Below are 15,692 nucleotides of genomic sequence, written 5' to 3'. Positions count from 1 at the left end.
CTTTATTGTGCTTACTTGATGCCGCCCCCCAGGGCGCGATACAGGTCGATGGCGGTGGTGGTGCGCAGCAGGCGCGCTTGCACCAGCGTTTGCTGGGCGCTGAACAGTTCGCGCTGGGCGTCCAGCACGTCCAGCGCGTTGGCCACGCCGTTGTCGAAGCGCAGTTGCAGCAGCTTGAGACGGTCGGCCTGCGCGTCCTGCACGGCGCGCTGCGCGTTCACCTGTTCGCCCAGGTAGTCGCGCGCGGCCAGTGCGTCGGCTACTTCGCGGAACGCGGTCTGCACGGTTTTTTCGTAGTCGGCCACGGCCAGGTTCTTGCGCACTTCGGACAGCGTCAGGTTGGCGCGGTTGCGGCCGGCGTCGAAGATCGGCAGCGTCAGTTGCGGCGCGAACGACCAGCTGCCCGAGCCGCTGTCGAACAGGCCATGCAGCGACGGGCTGCTGCTGCCCAGCGCCGCCGTCAGGCTGATGCGCGGGAAGAAGGCGGCGCGCGCGGCGCCGATGCTGGCGTTGGCCGCTTTCAGGCGCTGCTCGGCGGCGCGGATGTCGGGACGACGCGCAAGCAGGTCGGAAGGCAGGCCTTCCGGCAGCGCGCTCAGGCTGTCGAGCTGCGCGTCGGTGGGCATGGCGCCGGCGGCGGGGCCTTGCGGCTGGCCGACCAGCAGCGTCAGCGCGTTCTGCGCCTGCGCGCGCTGACGGGCCAGCGTGAGCGCGGCGGCGCGCGCGGTTTCCATCAGCGTTTCATTGGAACGCAGGTCGAGCCGCGAGGAGGCGCCGGCTTCCGCGCGCTGTTGCGTGAGCCGGTAGCTGCGCGCACGCGCCTCGTAGGTCTGCTGCGCCAGCGCGTATTGCTCGGCGTAGGCGCGTTCGGTGTAGAAGGCCTGCGCCACTTGTGCCACCAGCGCGATCTGCGCCGCCTGGCGCGCTTCTTCGGTGGCCAGGTAGCTCGCTAGTGCGGCGTCGTTCAGGCTCTTTACGCGACCGAAGAAATCCAGCTCGAACGACGATACCGAAACGCCCACGTCGTAGCGCTGGCCTATGGTCGATTGCCCGCTGCCCGACAGAAAGGCCGGCGTCTTGGCGCGCGCGTCGCTGAAGCTGGCGTTGAGGTTGGGCAGGCGGTCGGCCGACTGGATGTTGTATTGCGCGCGCGCTTCGTTGATGCGCAGCACGGCGGTGCGCAGGTCGCGGTTGTTTTCCAGCGCGGCTGCGATCAGCTGCCGCAGCGCTTCGTCGCTGAAGTACTCGCGCCAGCCGGTATCGACGGGAGCTTTGGCGTTGGCTGGCAGCGGCAGGGCCACGCTGGTGCGCGATGCGGCACCTGCGCTGTCGGATGGATAGGATGGGGCCACCGGCGCGGCCGGGCGTTCGTAGGTCGGCGCCATCGAGCATGCCGACAGCAGACCCACACTGAACAACGCGGCAGTTTTAGTCAAAATTTTCATGTTTTTTATCATTCAGTTCATGCGCGGCCAGCTTGCGTTGCCGCTCGCTGCCTTTGAAGATGCGTCGCACCACTACAAAAAATACCGGCACCAGGAACACCGCCAGCACCGTGGCCGTGATCATGCCGCCCATGACGCCGGTGCCGATGGCGCGCTGGCTGGCCGATCCCGCGCCGGTGGCGATCACCAGCGGCAGCACGCCGAGGATGAAGGCCAGCGAGGTCATGATGATGGGACGGAAGCGCAGGTGCACCGCCTCCAGCGTCGATTCGATCAGGCCCTTGCCCTGGGCCTGCAGGTCTTTCGCAAACTCGATGATCAGGATCGCGTTCTTGGCCGACAGGCCGATGATGGCGATCAGGCCGACCTTGAAGTAGACGTCGTTCGGCAGCCCGCGCAGGTGCGCGCCGAGCAGCGCGCCCAGCACGCCCAGCGGCACCACCAACAGCACGGCCACCGGTATCGATTCGCTTTCATACAGCGCCGCCAGCACCAGGAAGGCAGCCAGCATCGACAGCGCGAACAGCATTGGCGCCTGCGAGCCGGAAGTTTTTTCCTCCAGCGACTGACCGGTCCATTCGATGCCGAAGCCGGGCGGCAGTTGTTCGGCCAAGCGTTCCAGTTCCGCCATCGCCTCGCCGGTGGAGCGGCCAGGGGCGGCGTCGCCGGTCAGCTTGATGGCCGGGTAGCCGTTGTAGCGCACCAGCTGCACCGGTCCCTGTATCCAGCGCGAGGACGCGAACGAGGAGAACGGCACCATGGCGCCGCCGGCGCTGCGCACGTTGAGCTGCATGATGTCCTGCGGCTGCAGCCGGCGCGGCGCGTCGGCCTGCACGATCACGCGCTGCTGGCGCCCGCTGCTGGTGAAGTCGTTGACGTAGGACGAGCCCAGCGCGGTCGACATCATGGAGTTGATGTCGGCGAAGGCCACGCCCAGCGCATTGGCTTTCTCGCGATCGATCAGCACCTGCAGCTGCGGTGCGTCTTCCAGGCCTTCCGGCCGCACGCCTTTCAGCACCTCGCTCTTGCCCGCCAGTTGCAGCAGTTGGTTGCGCGCCGCCACGAGAGCATCGTGGCCCTGCGCGCTGCGGTCCTGCAGGCGCGCGGTGATGCCAGTGGCGTTGCCCAGCTCACGGATCGGCGGAGGGCTGAGCGGGAAGATCACCGCATCCGGTATGCCGGACAATGCCTTGAACGCGCGCTGCGCAATCTCCTGCGCCGATTCGCCGGCGCCGCGTTCCTTCCAGTCCTTGAGCGGCACGAAGATCAGGCCCGCATTCTGGCCGCTGCCGGAGAACGAGAAGCCCGCCACCGCGATGGTGCGTGCCACCGACGGCTGCTTGCGGAAGTAGGCGTCGGCCTGTGCCAGCACCGCCTGCGTGCGCGACAGGGAAGCGCCCGGCGGCAGCTGCACGTTGGCGATCAGGTAGCCCTGGTCTTCGTTGGGCAGGAAGGACGACGGCAGCTTGACGTACAGCCAGCCCACCACGCCGCACAGCAGCGCAAACACCACCAGATAGCGGCCGGTGCGCTTGAGGATATTGGCGATCACGCGCTGGTAGCCCGTGGCGGTGACCGCGAACTTGCGGTTGAACCAGCCGAAGAAGCCTTTCTTCTCATGGTGATGGCCGGCCTGCACCGGCTTGAGCATGGTGGCGCACAGTGCCGGCGTCAGGGTCAGCGCCATCAGCGCCGAGAACAGCATGGCCGACACCATCGCCAGCGAGAACTGGCGGTAGATCGCACCGACCGCGCCGCCGAAGAAGGCCATCGGGATGAACACCGCCACCAGCACCAGCGTGATGCCGATGATGGCGCCGGTGATCTGCTCCATGGCCTTGCGCGTGGCGTCGCGCGGCGACAAGCCTTCCTCGCTCATGATGCGCTCGACGTTCTCCACCACCACGATGGCGTCGTCGACCAGGATGCCGATCGCCAGCACCATGCCGAACATGGTCAGCACGTTGATGGAGAAGCCGAACAGCTGCATCATGGCGAAGGTGCCCATCAGCGCCACCGGGACCACGATGGTCGGGATCAGCGTGTAGCGGATATTCTGCAGGAACACGTACATCACCAGGAACACCAGCAGCACCGCTTCGAGCAGGGTCTTGACCACTTCCTCGATCGAGATCTTGACGAACAGCGAGGTGTCGTAGGGGACTTCGTACTTCACGCCCGGCGGGAAGTACTTCGACAGCTGCTCCATCTTCTCGCGCACGGCGGTGGCGGTTTGCAGCGCGTTGCCGGTCAGCGAAAGTTGTACTGCCAGCGCGGCGAACGGCTGGCCGTTGAGGCGCGCGTTGGTGTTGAAGTTGGCGCCGCCCATTTCCACCCGCGCCACGTCCTTCAGGCGCACCACTGCGCCGTTGGGATTCGCGCGCAGCACGATGTTGCCGAACTCCGTGGTGGAGGTCAGCTGGCCAGACACCACGATCGGCGCCGAAAAGGTTTGCTGCGCGGGGCTGGGCAGGTCGCCCAGCGTGCCCGAGGTGACCTGCGCGTTCTGCGCGCGGATCGCGGCCGTGACGTCGGCCATGTTCAGTTTCAGGCCGATGAGTTTTTGCGGATCGACCCAGATGCGCATGGCGCGCTCGGTGCCGAACAACTGCGCCTGGCCGACGCCGGGGATGCGCTTGACTTCATTGACCACGTTGCGCGCCATGTAGTCGCCCAAGCCGGTCGGGTCGAGGCGGCCGTCGGTGGAGGTCAGGCCGACGAACATCAGGATGTTCGAGCGCGCCTTGTTCACTTGCACGCCTTGCTGCGTTACCGCCGCCGGCAGGCGCGATTCAATCCGCTTGATGCGGTTCTGCACATCGACCGCCGCCAGGTCCGGGTTGGTACCCGGCACAAAGGTGACGGTGACATTGACCGCGCCACTGGCCTCGCTTTGCGATTCGACGTATTGCAGGCCGTCGGCGCCGTTCATCTCCTGCTCGATGACGCTGGTGACGGCGTCGTCCAGCACCTGCGCGGTGGCGCCGGGATAGTTGGCCGTCACCACGATGGACGGCGGGGCGATGGTCGGATACTGCGACACCGGCAGCATGGTAATCGCCAGCATCCCGCCCAGCAGGATGAACAGGGCGATCACCCACGCGAATACCGGGCGGTCGATGAAGAACTTGGCCATGTGCGCTCCCGCTTACTTGGTAGGCACTGCTGCTGCGGCGGCGGGCGTGGCGCCCGCAGGGCCCTTCCACGGCTGCGGATTGACCGTGGCGCCGGGCTTTGCCTTCTGGAAGCCCTCGGCCACGATGCGTTCGCCGCCTTGCAAGCCGGCGCTGACCACCCAGTTGTTGCCGTCGTTGGCGGTGGCCGTCACCGGTTGCGACACCACCTTGTTGTCGGCGCCGACCACCAGCACGGTCGCGCCTTCGTTGGTGCGCACGATGGCTTGCTGCGGCACAGCGATGGCGGCCTGGCTCACGCCCTGTTCAAGCCGGGCGCGCACGTACATTCCGGGTAGCAGCACGCGATCCGGATTCGGGAAGGCCGCACGCATGGCGACCGAGCCGGTGCTCTCATCGACCGACACGTCCGAGAACAGCAGCTTGCCGGCGTGCGGGTAGGGTTGGCCGTCTTCCGTCACCAGCGTGACGCGCGCCTCGTTCTTGCCGCCGCCTTTGCCGGCCCGATCGAGCTTGCCGTCGGCCAGCGCGCGCTGCAGCTTCAGCACCTCGGTCGACGATTGGGTGATGGTGACGTAAATCGGGTCGAGCTGCTGCACGGTGGCCATCGGCGTTGCTTCGCCCTGGCCCACCAGTGCGCCCTCGGTCACCAGCGCGCGGCTGACGCGGCCGGAGATCGGCGCGGTGACGGTGGCATAGCCCAGCGTCAGGCCGGCGTTGGTGCGCGCCGCCTTGCTGGTGGCCAGGTCGGCCGCCGCCTGCTTCTGGGCGGTGAGGGCGTCGTCGTATTCCTGCTGGCTGACCGCCTGCGCCGCCAATAATGGTTTATACCGTTTTACCTTCAGGTCGGCCTGCGCCAGGTTGGCCTCGGCCTTGGCCACGGCCGCCTGCGCGCTGTCGAACGAGGCCTTGAACTGTGACGGGTCGATGCGGAACAGCACCTCGCCGGCCTTGACGTCGCCGCCTTCGCGGTACACCCGTTCCAGCACGATGCCGGCGGTCCGCGCACGCACCTGGGCGATGCGCGAGGCTTCGGTGCGGCCTGGCAGTTCGCTGTTGACGGTGAGGGCGGCGGGAGCGACGGTGATGACGGCAACGGTGGCGGGTGGCGGAGCGGAAGGGGCTGGAGCTTTGTCGCCGCAGGCGCTCAACAAGGTGATGCTGGCGGCAACAACGGCGGTGCAACGAGGAACGAATCTCATGGATGGTCTCGTGATCGGATTTTGTAGTTGATGCAACATTGTAATGCAAAAAAGGCAGGAGGGCGGACCGTGCCGCTCTCCTGCCTTTTATCGTGCAAGCTTGATTAAGGCTGATTCGATCAACGCATGCCGGAGATGATTTGCTTCAGCTTGCCGGTGTCGGCCACGAAGGCGCGGATGCCTTCGGCGGTCTTCTCGGTGGCCATCGCGTCTTCGTTCAGCATGAAGCGGAAAGTTGCTTCATCGACCGAGATCTTGCCGATGGATGCGCTACGGCCGCTGTCGGCGCTCAGCTTGCGTTCCAGCGGGGCGTTGGTGTCGGCCAGCTTTTGCAGCAGGTCCGGGCTGATGGTGAGCAGGTCGCAGCCGGCCAGTTCGATGATCTGGCTGGTGTTGCGGAAGCTCGCGCCCATCACTTCGGTGTTGTAGCCGAACTTGCGGTAGTAGTTGTAAATGCGCTTGACCGACTGCACGCCCGGATCTTCCGCGCCCTGGTAGTCGAGGCCGGTCGATTTCTTGTACCAGTCGTAGATACGGCCGACGAACGGCGAAATCAGCTTGGCGCCCGCTTCGGCGCAGGCGATGGCCTGCGGCAGCGAGAACAGCAGCGTCATATTGGTATGGATGCCTTCCTTTTCCAGGATCTCGGAGGCGCGGATGCCTTCCCAGGTCGAGGCCATCTTGATCAGCACGCGCTCGCGGTCGATGCCGTTCTTCTCGTACAGCTTGATCAGCTCGCGGCCCTTGGCCACCGAAGCGGTCGTGTTGAACGACAGCGCGGCGTCGATTTCGGTCGACACGCGGCCCGGGATCACGCGCAGGATCTGCTTGCCGAAGGCCACCAGCAGGTGGTCGATCACTTCGCCGGTGCTGGCGTCGAGGTTGTCGCGCACGGCTTTTTCCAGCAGCGGCTTGTACTCGTCCTTCTGCACGGCCTTGAGGATCAGCGACGGATTGGTGGTGGCGTCGCGCGGGGTGTATTGCTGGATGGCCTGGAAGTCGCCGGTGTCGGCAACCACGGTGGTGTACTGTTTTAGCTGTTCTAGTTGGTTCATAAGTGCTGCCAGTCTGATAAGGGAGTTGTTGTCGTGCTTATTTTACTCCGAAGCCGCCGCGATGAGCCGCCGGATTTCCGCCAGCAACACGTCGAAAGGCACCGGCTTGCGGTAGAAGCTGTCGTATGGCGGCAACGGTGCGCGCGGCAGGATGCCGGCGCTGGTCATGATGATAGGGATGGCGCACAGGGCGGGATCGGCGCGCCAGGCCACGCACATGTCGGCGCCGTTCATCACCGGCATCATGTAGTCGGACACCACGATGTCGGGCCGCTGGCGGCGCGCGGCGGCCAGCGCCTCGGCGCCGTTGCCGGCGGTGATCACGCGAAAGCCGCTGAACTCGAACAGCATGGTGTAGGCCGACAGCACGTCGAACTCGTCGTCGACAACGAGGATCAGCTTGCCGTCCGGCGCGCTGTCCATGGATGCGGGGTGTTCGCTCATGGCCGGCGCTAGGGCTGGCGCGCCGGCGCGGCCGAGGCCGATACCGGCTCGTCGATGCTCATACCGTAATCCGAAATGTGCAGCACGTGGTTGGCGGCGTCGTAGCCGTTCTCGCGCAGCTTGAGCACGCCGATCTGGCGCAGGTTCAAGCCTTTCACGTCGACGTAGCGCAGCAGGATGATGTTCTCGAACAGCATCGACGAGGCCACCTCGGTCTGCGACGGGCCGTGGCCGAAGTAGGGCAGTTCCTGCGTGAAGAAGGTGGTGACGTTGCGCACCCGCAGCTCGTTGACCAGCGCCGCCAGGAAGGAGTGCGAGCGGCCCTCGTGCAAAATCAATTGGCGCAGGCCGTCGATGCCGTCGACCAGCAGGCGCGACACCTTGCGCTCGGTGACGTTGCGCAGGATGCCGTGCGCCAGGCTGTCGACCAGCACTTCCAGCGGCGGATGCCAGATGATCTGCAACGTGCCGCTGTCGAAGTAGGGCCCCAGCTCGATGCCGATGCCGCGCGCTTTCTCCAGCAGGCGCTGCGGCGATTCGTAGAAACCGGTAATCAGGCAGTGCTCGCCGCGCTGTAGGCCTTCGTGGATGAAGTGCAGGCCCATCAGCGTCTTGCCGACGCCGGGGTTGCCCAGCAGGGCGGTGGTCGAGCCCTTGGCCACGCCGCCGTTGGTCAGGCGGTCCCAGCCGGGAATGCCGAAGCCGAGCCGCTCGCGCGAGGCCGACGGCATCGCCACCGACACCGTGCCCACCGCTTCCAGGCGCGGGTAGATCGCCACGCCGTCCTCGCCCACCTCGAACACGTGGCGGCCCAGCAGGTGCTTGCTGCCGCGCAGCTTGAACACCTTGATCTCGCGGATCAGCTGCATGCCGCTCTCGAACTGGCTCAGTTCGATCAAGCCGTCGACCAGGGTGTTTTCCGAGTCGGGCAGGTTGCCTTCGGTGGGCGACAGCAGGAAGGTGGTGCACTGCATGGTCGACACCAGCGAGTTCAGCGACAGCATGAATTCGGACAACGCCACGTCCGACGGCCGCGTTTCCCGCACGGTACGGAAGCCGTCGATGACCATGATATCGGGGCGCAGTTCGGCCAGGGTGGCGGCGATTGATTTCAGCAACTGGCGCAGGCCGCCCTTGAGCAGGTCGCTGTAGGCGCCGATGAACTGGATGTGTTCGCCGACCAGGTTTTCGTCGTAGAACGAGAAATTGCTGAGATGGTTGAGCATCTTGCCGTGGGTTTCGGCGATCAAGGTCAGGATCAGGACTTTCTTGCCCTGGTGCGCGTGCTGGAAGGCGATCTGGCAGGCCAGCGTGGTCTTGCCGCTGCCGGCCAGCCCCTGGATGAGATAGATGCTATGCGCGGGAAAACCGCCGCCGAGGATCTGGTCCAGGCCGGGAACGCTGGTGCTCAGCAGGGGGATGCGCTGTGAAGTACGTGTGTGCATGGCGCAAGGTTGTGTATGCGGCAAAGACGCACTTTATCACAAACACAATAGTCGAGCTTAGCCGATGAACGAATCGAATTGCAGGTCGAACTCTTGCAGGGCTTTCTGGGCGTTCTGCATTTTCTTGCGGAACTCGGGGCCGCGCTGCAGGGCCAAGCCGACCGCCAGCACGTCGATCACCACCAGATAGGCCAGGCGCGCCGAGATCGGCGTGTAGGGGTCGATGTTGAAGATCAGGTCGATCGGGATCAGCACCGTGGCCAGGTCGGCCAGCGGGGTGCCGGACGGCGCCAGCACGATCACTTCGGCGCCGCCGCGCTTGGCCAGCTTGACCGAACGCACCAGCGACGGGCTGTTGCCGCGTTGCGAGATGGCCACCAGCGCGTCGCCGGTGCGCAGCAGGGCGGCGGCGATGCTGTGGATGTGCGGGTCGGCGTAGGCCACGGTCGGCACGCCCGAGCGGAAGAACTTGTGCTGGGCGTCGGCCGCCACGATGCCGGACGTGCCTTGGCCATAGAATTCGATCTTGTTGGCTTTCGACAGGATGTCGAGCGCCTTCTGGATCGCTTCCGGATCGAGGTTGTTGCGCAGGTCCAGCAGGGTGTTGATGGAACGGCTGCAGATCTTGTTGACCAGGTCTGCCGCCAGGTCGTCCTGGGTCGGCTGCTCGTTCAGGCCGGGCAGGGCCAGCGCCAGACCCTGGGCCAGCTTGAGCTTGAACTCATGCCAGCCGTCGTAGCCCAGCGTGCGGCAGAATCGCACCACGGTCGGCTCGGACACTTGCGCACTCTTGGCCAACGCAGTGATGTTCTGGTTGACCGTCTGGGTCGGGTGTTCGAGCACGGCCAACGCCACCTTGCGCTCCGATTTGGAGAGCGAGTCGAGTTGGGTGCGAATGGAATCGAGCAGCATCTAAAATTAATCCTCAGGCAGTACTTCTTCGCGCCACTGCAGGCCGTCGCGGCCGATCAGTGCCGAGGCCGCAGCAGGACCCCAAGTGCCGGAGGAATACGGCAGCGGGTAGCTGTCTTCCGATTCCCAGCTGTCGAGGATAGGTTCGACCCATTCCCAGGCCGCTTCCAGTTCGTCGCCGCGCATGAACAGCGTCAGCTGGCCGCGCAGCACGTCGAGCAGCAGGCGCTCGTAGGCTTCCATGCGCGGCGATTTGAATTGCTCGCGGAAGTCCAGTTCCAGCTCGGCCTGCTTCAGGCGCATGCCGTCGCCCGGCGTCTTGGCCATCAGGTTCATGCGCAGGCCTTCGTCCGGCTGCAGGCGGATCACCAGCGAATTCGGCTGGAAGCTATTGGTCGGCTGGTTGAAGATCGAATGCGGGATCTGCTTGAAGCGCACCACGATTTCGGCCAGGCCGTCGGCCATGCGCTTGCCGGTGCGCAGGTAGAACGGCACGCCGGCCCAGCGCCAGGTGTCGATCTCGGCCTTCATCGCCACGAAGGTTTCGGTGCGCGAGTGGGCCGGTGCGTCCGGTTCGTCGCGGTAGCTCGGCACGGCCTTGCCATCGACGTGGCCGGCGCGGTACTGGCCGCGCACGATGTTTTGCGCCAGCGTGGTCGGGGTGAATTTTTTCAGCGAGCGCAGCACCTGCAGCTTGGCGTCGCGCACGGCGTCCGGCGCGATCGAGGTCGGCGGTTCCATGGCGACGATACACAGCAGTTGCAGCAAGTGGTTCTGCAGCATATCGCGCAGCGCGCCCGAGGTGTCGTAGTAGCCGAGGCGATTGCCCACGCCGAGTTTTTCGGCGATGGTGATCTGGACGTCGGAGATCCACTCGCGGCGCCACAGCGGTTCGAACAGGATGTTGCCGAAGCGCAGGGCCAGCAGATTCTGCACGGTCTCCTTGCCCAGGTAGTGGTCGATGCGGTAGATCTGCGATTCTTCGAAGACCTTGCCCACTTCGGCGTTGATCTGCTTGGCCGAGGCCAGGTCCCGGCCCAGCGGTTTTTCCAGCACCACGCGCGAATTCGGCGTGACCAGGCCGTTTTCCTTCAGGCTCTCGCAGATCTTGGCGAAGATGGCCGGCGGCGTGGCCAGGTAGTAGACCTTGGTGATCGCTTCATCCTTGCGCAGGGCGTCGACCAGCGGCTTGTAGGTGGCGGCGTCGGTGGCGTTGAGCGACACGTAGACGATGCGCGCGGTAAAGCGCGACCACGCGGCCGGCGTCACGGCCGGCGATTTGATCAGCGGCTTGGAGGTGGTTTCCACGGTTTGCAGGAAGTCTTCCTGGCTGGCGTCCGCGCGGCCGACGCAAATGATGCGCGCGGTGTCGGGCAAGTCGTTGGCTACATCGCGGGCATACATCGCGGGCAGCAATTTGCGCATCGCCAGATCGCCGCTGCCGCCAAACAGAACCAGATCAAAATCGGAAAGAGCCATAGTATGAGTGTCGTCGCAAAAAAAGTGCCGAAGGAATCGCCGCGCGCAGCACGCGGCCGCTGGTGTAAATTTACTACTTATATCGGTGTATTGCAAGTAATTTTACTACATTCTCCTATGGAATGAGCGCTGTGCGGCAGGGTCGCGACATTTAGTTTCCACGTGGAATTATGCGTTATAATGGCCGTATTCCTGCATGCGATCTGTACGCCGTACCGCGCCATATTGCGCGGCCACACCGGATCATGTCGCGCATGCGCCGCCCCAATCGCGGCTCCCAGGTACCCCGGCCCTCTCCCCGCCGACCACCCGATACCCTCAAATTATAAGCTGGCTCGTCGTCGCGTGCAGTCGCATTGCGCTGGATGTTCCAGCCACGGAGCAATTCATGACGAATAAATACGACCCTCTGCAGGCGATTGCCGTACAGGCCGACAAGCTGATGCTGTGCGTACTGTGGGCGCTGCAGCTGTTTTCGCTGGCGCTGGCGGGCCTGAACGACACCTGGATGCTGGCGCTGCTGGTCGGCCTGCCGGCGGCGGGGCTGCCGACCGCGCTGCATTTCAGCGCGCCCGGCTCGGTGCTGACGCGCTGCGTGGTGGCGGTGAGCGTGATGGTGTTCGCGGCCCTGAACATCCACCAGGGCGCCGGCCTGACCGAACTGCATTTCGGGATCTTTGTATACCTGGCGTTTTTGCTGGCCTACCGTGACTGGAAACCGGTGGTGGTGGCGGCTGGCGTGATCGCCGTGCATCACCTGAGTTTCCACTATCTGCAGGAATGGAATTATGGCGTGATGTGCTTCACCCGTCCGCAACTGTCGACCGTGTTCATTCATGCGGCGTATGTGGTGGTGGAGTCGGCGGTGCTGATCTTCCTGGCGACGATACTGCGTCGCGCGGCCTGCCAGGCGGCGGAGCTGGAGAGCATCGTATCGACGCTGGCGGCGATTGAAGGGCGGATCGATTTGTCGGCCAGCGCGGCGGCGCCGCGCAGCCGTTTGGCGCGCTCGCTGGTGGAGATGCTGGTCACCATGCGCGACACCATCGCCGGCGTGCGCGATGGCGCGCATACGATTGCCGGCGCTTCCGGTGAGATCGCCCAGGGCAATGCGGAGCTGTCGCGCCGCACCGAGCGGCAGGCTGGCAGCATCGAGCAGACGGCGGCTTCGATGTCTCGTCTGGCGGCGACCGTAAGGCAGAACAATGAAAGCGCGCGCCAAGCCAATGAGCTGGCGCAGAGCGCATCGCAGATCGCGGCCAAGGGCGGAGAGGCGGTGCGGCAGGTGGTCGATACCATGGGCGAGATCAATGCGTCGTCGCGGCAGATTGTGGACATCATCGGCGTGATCGACGGGATTGCGTTCCAGACCAATATTCTGGCTTTGAATGCGGCGGTGGAAGCGGCGCGCGCCGGCGAGCAGGGCAGGGGCTTTGCGGTGGTGGCGTCAGAGGTGCGCAGCCTGGCGCATCGCTCGGCGGCGGCGGCCAAGGAGATCAAGGAATTGATCGGAAATACGGTGCAGACGGTCGACAGCGGCAGCAAGCTGGTGGACGAAGCCGGCGCCACCATGCTGGAGGTGGTGGACAGCGTGCAGCGCGTCACGGCCATCATGGGCGAGATGAGCAATGCGAATCAGGAGCAGAACGAGGGGATAGAGCGGATCAACAGCGCGATCGTGGAGTTTGACGAGAGCACGCAGCAGAATGCGGCGCTGGTGGAAGAGGATGCGGCGGCGGCCGATGCGCTGGCGCAGGAGGCGCAGCATTTGACCACGCTGGTGTCTGCGTTCAAGCTGGATGTGCGGGGTGCACCCCAAAACCTTACCCCGCGTCAGCCGCACCTCCGACTGGCGTCTGCGCTATAACCCGCACGGCGATCCGCTGAGGGGTCTGACCCCGTACGGGGTCAGACCCCTCTTGCCGTAGTGCGGGTCAGGCGCTGCGGTAGGCCGGCTCCTCGCGTCCCGCAACGTCCATTCGTATCGCCAGCAGCTTGCCGCTCAGCGGATACTGCTCCAGTTCCGGCGCCGGCCGCGCGCCGGCGCTGGTGACGTACAGGGTCTTCAGATCCGCTCCGCCGAATGCCGGCATGGTCGGGCAGCGCACCGGCAGCTTGATCTCGCCCAGCAGCTCGCCCTCGGGCGACAGCTTGGCAATCCGTGCGCCCTCGAACATCGCCACCCAATAATTACCCTCGCTATCCACCGCAGCACCATCCGGACGGCCGCCGTAGTTGTTCTCCTTGTCCATCGAGAACTGATGCAGCAGGCGCTGGTTCTCCACCGCGCCGGTCGAAACATCGAAATCCAGCTTGGTCACGCGGTGCGCGGCCGTATCGGCGTGGTACATCGACTTCTGGTCCGGGCTAAAGCCCGAGCCGTTCGAGTTGGTCATGCCGCCCGACCAGGCCTTGCGCAATTTGCCCTGTTCCAGCACATACATTTCCGCCGCCGGCTTGTCGCGCGGCTCATAAATGGTGCCGACCCAGAACCGCCCGGCAGGGTCCACATGCCCATCGTTGAAGCGCGTGATCGACTGGTCGTAAGGCGCCGCCACGATCTCGGTCAGACGCACCTCATCCGAGCCGGTATCCAAATGCGCAAAGCCGCTGCGCATGGCGACGATCAGGCCACCCTGGTCGCTGATGCCCAGCGTGGCCGGCTCGCTCGCCAGCTTCCACGAACGATGCGCGCCGCTGGCCGGATTCAGGCGGTGCACGGTAAAGGCGGGAATGTCCACCCAGTACAGCACGCGCTCCTGCGGGTGCCACAGCGGGCACTCGCCGGTTTGCATCACGGCGTCGTAGGCGACTTCAATCTGTGGGGTGCTCATATGTGTTGCGCCGCTTTCGCCATGATGATCAAGCCATTGGTCGAGCTGTCGTGACGCTCCGGCTTCACTTCGCCGGTCAGCTCCGACTGGATGTTTTTCGCCAGGACCTTGCCCAGTTCCACGCCCCATTGATCGAAGCTGTTCACGTCCCAGATCACGCCCTGCACAAAGGTCTTGTGCTCATACAGTGCGATCAGCGCGCCCAGCGTGGCCGGCGTCAGCTGGTCCATCAAAATGGTGTTGGACGGACGGTTGCCGGGGAAAGTCTTGTGCGGCACCAGCGCTTCGATTTCGTCGGCGCCGACATTGGCGGCGACCAGGTCGGCGCGCACTTCATCGGCGGTTTTGCCGGTCATGAACGCTTCCGATTGCGCGAAGCAGTTGGCCAGCAGCGCATCGTGATGGCCGGCCAGGTCGTGGGTGGCGCGCAGCGCGGCGATGAAGTCCATCGGCGTGATGTCGGTGCCCTGGTGCAGCAGCTGGAAGTAGGCATGTTGCGCGTTGGTGCCGCACTCGCCCCACACCACCGGGCAGGTGACGGTATCGACTTCGGCGCCGCTGCGGGTGACGCGCTTGCCGTTCGATTCCATGTCCAGCTGTTGCAGGTAGGCCGGGAAGCGGTTCAGGTCCTGGTGGTACGGTGCGATCGACAGCGAACCGGCGTTCAGGAACTGACGGTTCCAGAAGCCGACCATGGCCAGCAGCACCGGCATGTTCTGCTCCAGCGGCTCTTCGCGGAAGTGTTCGTCCATCGCGTGCGCGCCGGCCAGGAAGTCGCTGAAGTAGCCGAAGCCCACCGCCAGCGCCACCGACAAACCGATCGCCGACCATACCGAATAGCGGCCGCCGACCCAGTCCCAGAACGGGAACATATTGGCGGTGTCGATGCCGAATTCGGCCACCGACTTGGTGTTGGTCGATACGGCCACGAAGTGCTTGGCCAGGTTTTCATTCGTGCCGCCGTTCTGCAGGAACCAGGTGCGCGCGGTGTTCGCGTTCAGCATGGTCTCGGCGGTGGTGAAGGTTTTGGAGGCGATGATGAACAAAGTCGTTTCCGGATTCACCTGTGCCAGCGCGGCGTCCATGTCGTGGCCGTCGACGTTGGAGACGAAGTGCATCTTCAGGCGCGGGTGCGCGAACGAGCGCAGCGCCAGCACGGCCATCTTCGGACCCAGGTCCGAACCGCCGATGCCGACGTTGACCACGTCGGTGATCGGCTTGCCGCTGTAGCCCAGCCATGCGCCGCTGCGCACGCGGTCGGTGAAGTCCTTGACGTGGTCCAGCACCGCGTGCACGTCGGCGTTGACGTCCTGGCCGTCCACCACCAGCGCTTTGCCGCGCGGCATACGCAGGGCGGTGTGCAGCACGGCGCGTTGTTCGGTAAGATTGATCTTCTCGCCGCTCAGCATGGCGTCGCGCTGGCGCTCCACGCCGCGTTCACGGGCCAGGTCCAGCAGCAGGCCGATGGTGGTGGCGTCCAGGCGGTTCTTCGAATAATCGAGGAACAGGCCGGCCGCGTCGACCGTCAGTTTGGGGAAACGCTGGGCGTCGGCGGCGAACAACTGGCGCAATTGCCAGTCTTTGGCCTCGGCGGCGTGGGATTCAAGGGCTTTGAAGCTCGCGGTGGAAGTGAGTGCAGGCTGGCGCATAATGTCGGCTGTTGAGATAGGGGGAAGATGGTCGAATAATACAGGAAAATCAGGTAAATTCACTACGGTTTGCCGCCGGTGTTTCGTTTATTT

Annotated in this window: 11 protein-coding genes; 1 reads left to right on the top strand and 10 read right to left on the bottom strand. The window is 64.8% G+C overall.

The genetic code is table 11. The annotated features are described in order from the left end of the window. Positions 1 to 11 precede the first annotated feature (11 nt). The 8 genes from ACXZ1M_RS06670 to zwf form a co-directional block, all read right to left on the bottom strand. A complete protein-coding gene (locus ACXZ1M_RS06670) occupies positions 12 to 1,445 on the bottom strand; it encodes an efflux transporter outer membrane subunit (protein ID WP_459052405.1) in 1,434 nt (477 codons plus the stop codon). After that, a complete protein-coding gene (locus tag ACXZ1M_RS06665; RefSeq protein WP_459052404.1) occupies positions 1,429 to 4,581 on the bottom strand; it encodes an efflux RND transporter permease subunit in 3,153 nt (1,050 codons plus the stop codon). Before ACXZ1M_RS06665 ends, ACXZ1M_RS06670 begins: the two co-directional genes overlap by 17 nt. A 12-nt stretch (positions 4,582 to 4,593) precedes the next feature. Beyond that, positions 4,594 to 5,781, bottom strand: coding sequence for an efflux RND transporter periplasmic adaptor subunit (locus tag ACXZ1M_RS06660; protein WP_459052403.1), 1,188 nt, complete (start codon positions 5,779 to 5,781; stop codon positions 4,594 to 4,596). A 119-nt stretch (positions 5,782 to 5,900) separates the two neighbouring features. Continuing rightward, positions 5,901 to 6,836, bottom strand: coding sequence for a transaldolase (tal, locus tag ACXZ1M_RS06655; RefSeq protein WP_459052402.1), 936 nt, complete (start codon positions 6,834 to 6,836; stop codon positions 5,901 to 5,903). 42 nt (positions 6,837 to 6,878) lie between these two features. Then, positions 6,879 to 7,280, bottom strand: coding sequence for a response regulator (locus ACXZ1M_RS06650; RefSeq protein ID WP_459052401.1), 402 nt, complete (start codon positions 7,278 to 7,280; stop codon positions 6,879 to 6,881). Between the two features lie 8 nt (positions 7,281 to 7,288). Beyond that, positions 7,289 to 8,725 carry an ATPase domain-containing protein gene (locus ACXZ1M_RS06645; RefSeq protein WP_459052400.1) on the bottom strand — a complete coding sequence of 479 codons (1,437 nt, stop codon included), beginning with the start codon at positions 8,723 to 8,725 and terminating at the stop codon, positions 7,289 to 7,291. 57 nt (positions 8,726 to 8,782) lie between these two features. After that, the gene (locus ACXZ1M_RS06640; RefSeq protein WP_459052399.1) at positions 8,783 to 9,637 is read right to left on the bottom strand and encodes an SIS domain-containing protein; all 855 of its coding nucleotides are present in this window, start codon (positions 9,635 to 9,637) and stop codon (positions 8,783 to 8,785) included. Between the two features lie 6 nt (positions 9,638 to 9,643). Continuing rightward, positions 9,644 to 11,116, bottom strand: a complete 1,473-nt coding sequence (zwf, locus tag ACXZ1M_RS06635) for a glucose-6-phosphate dehydrogenase (protein ID WP_373988463.1) — start codon at positions 11,114 to 11,116, stop codon at positions 9,644 to 9,646. Between the two features lie 388 nt (positions 11,117 to 11,504). On the opposite strand from zwf, the gene ACXZ1M_RS06630 reads away from it, so the two are divergent. After that, a complete protein-coding gene (locus ACXZ1M_RS06630; protein WP_459052398.1) occupies positions 11,505 to 12,983 on the top strand; it encodes a methyl-accepting chemotaxis protein in 1,479 nt (492 codons plus the stop codon). Between the two features lie 67 nt (positions 12,984 to 13,050). Here the strand turns inward: ACXZ1M_RS06630 and ACXZ1M_RS06625 are convergent, their stop codons facing one another. Together ACXZ1M_RS06625 and pgi are read right to left on the bottom strand one after the other, a co-directional pair. Beyond that, a complete protein-coding gene (locus ACXZ1M_RS06625) occupies positions 13,051 to 13,950 on the bottom strand; it encodes an SMP-30/gluconolactonase/LRE family protein (protein ID WP_459052397.1) in 900 nt (299 codons plus the stop codon). Then, entirely contained in the window at positions 13,947 to 15,599 is a 1,653-nt protein-coding gene (gene pgi, locus ACXZ1M_RS06620; RefSeq protein ID WP_459052396.1) for a glucose-6-phosphate isomerase, read from the bottom strand. Before pgi ends, ACXZ1M_RS06625 begins: the two co-directional genes overlap by 4 nt. Between the last annotated feature and the right edge of the window lie 93 nt (positions 15,600 to 15,692).

The sequence above is a fragment of the Duganella paludis genome (genome assembly GCF_054461335.1).
The sequence above is the reverse complement of the archived record's forward strand: the minus strand, read 5'-3'. Positions and strand labels throughout refer to the sequence as shown.

Coding starts and splice junctions, on each gene's coding strand:
- ACXZ1M_RS06670 (WP_459052405.1), bottom strand. CDS start 1,445: ATGAAAATTTTGACTAAAACTGCCGCGTTGTTCAGTGTGGGTCTGCTG.
- ACXZ1M_RS06665 (WP_459052404.1), bottom strand. CDS start 4,581: ATGGCCAAGTTCTTCATCGACCGCCCGGTATTCGCGTGGGTGATCGCC.
- ACXZ1M_RS06660 (WP_459052403.1), bottom strand. CDS start 5,781: ATGAGATTCGTTCCTCGTTGCACCGCCGTTGTTGCCGCCAGCATCACC.
- tal (WP_459052402.1), bottom strand. CDS start 6,836: ATGAACCAACTAGAACAGCTAAAACAGTACACCACCGTGGTTGCCGAC.
- ACXZ1M_RS06650 (WP_459052401.1), bottom strand. CDS start 7,280: ATGAGCGAACACCCCGCATCCATGGACAGCGCGCCGGACGGCAAGCTG.
- ACXZ1M_RS06645 (WP_459052400.1), bottom strand. CDS start 8,725: ATGCACACACGTACTTCACAGCGCATCCCCCTGCTGAGCACCAGCGTT.
- ACXZ1M_RS06640 (WP_459052399.1), bottom strand. CDS start 9,637: ATGCTGCTCGATTCCATTCGCACCCAACTCGACTCGCTCTCCAAATCG.
- zwf (WP_373988463.1), bottom strand. CDS start 11,116: ATGGCTCTTTCCGATTTTGATCTGGTTCTGTTTGGCGGCAGCGGCGAT.
- ACXZ1M_RS06630 (WP_459052398.1), top strand. CDS start 11,505: ATGACGAATAAATACGACCCTCTGCAGGCGATTGCCGTACAGGCCGAC.
- ACXZ1M_RS06625 (WP_459052397.1), bottom strand. CDS start 13,950: ATGAGCACCCCACAGATTGAAGTCGCCTACGACGCCGTGATGCAAACC.
- pgi (WP_459052396.1), bottom strand. CDS start 15,599: ATGCGCCAGCCTGCACTCACTTCCACCGCGAGCTTCAAAGCCCTTGAA.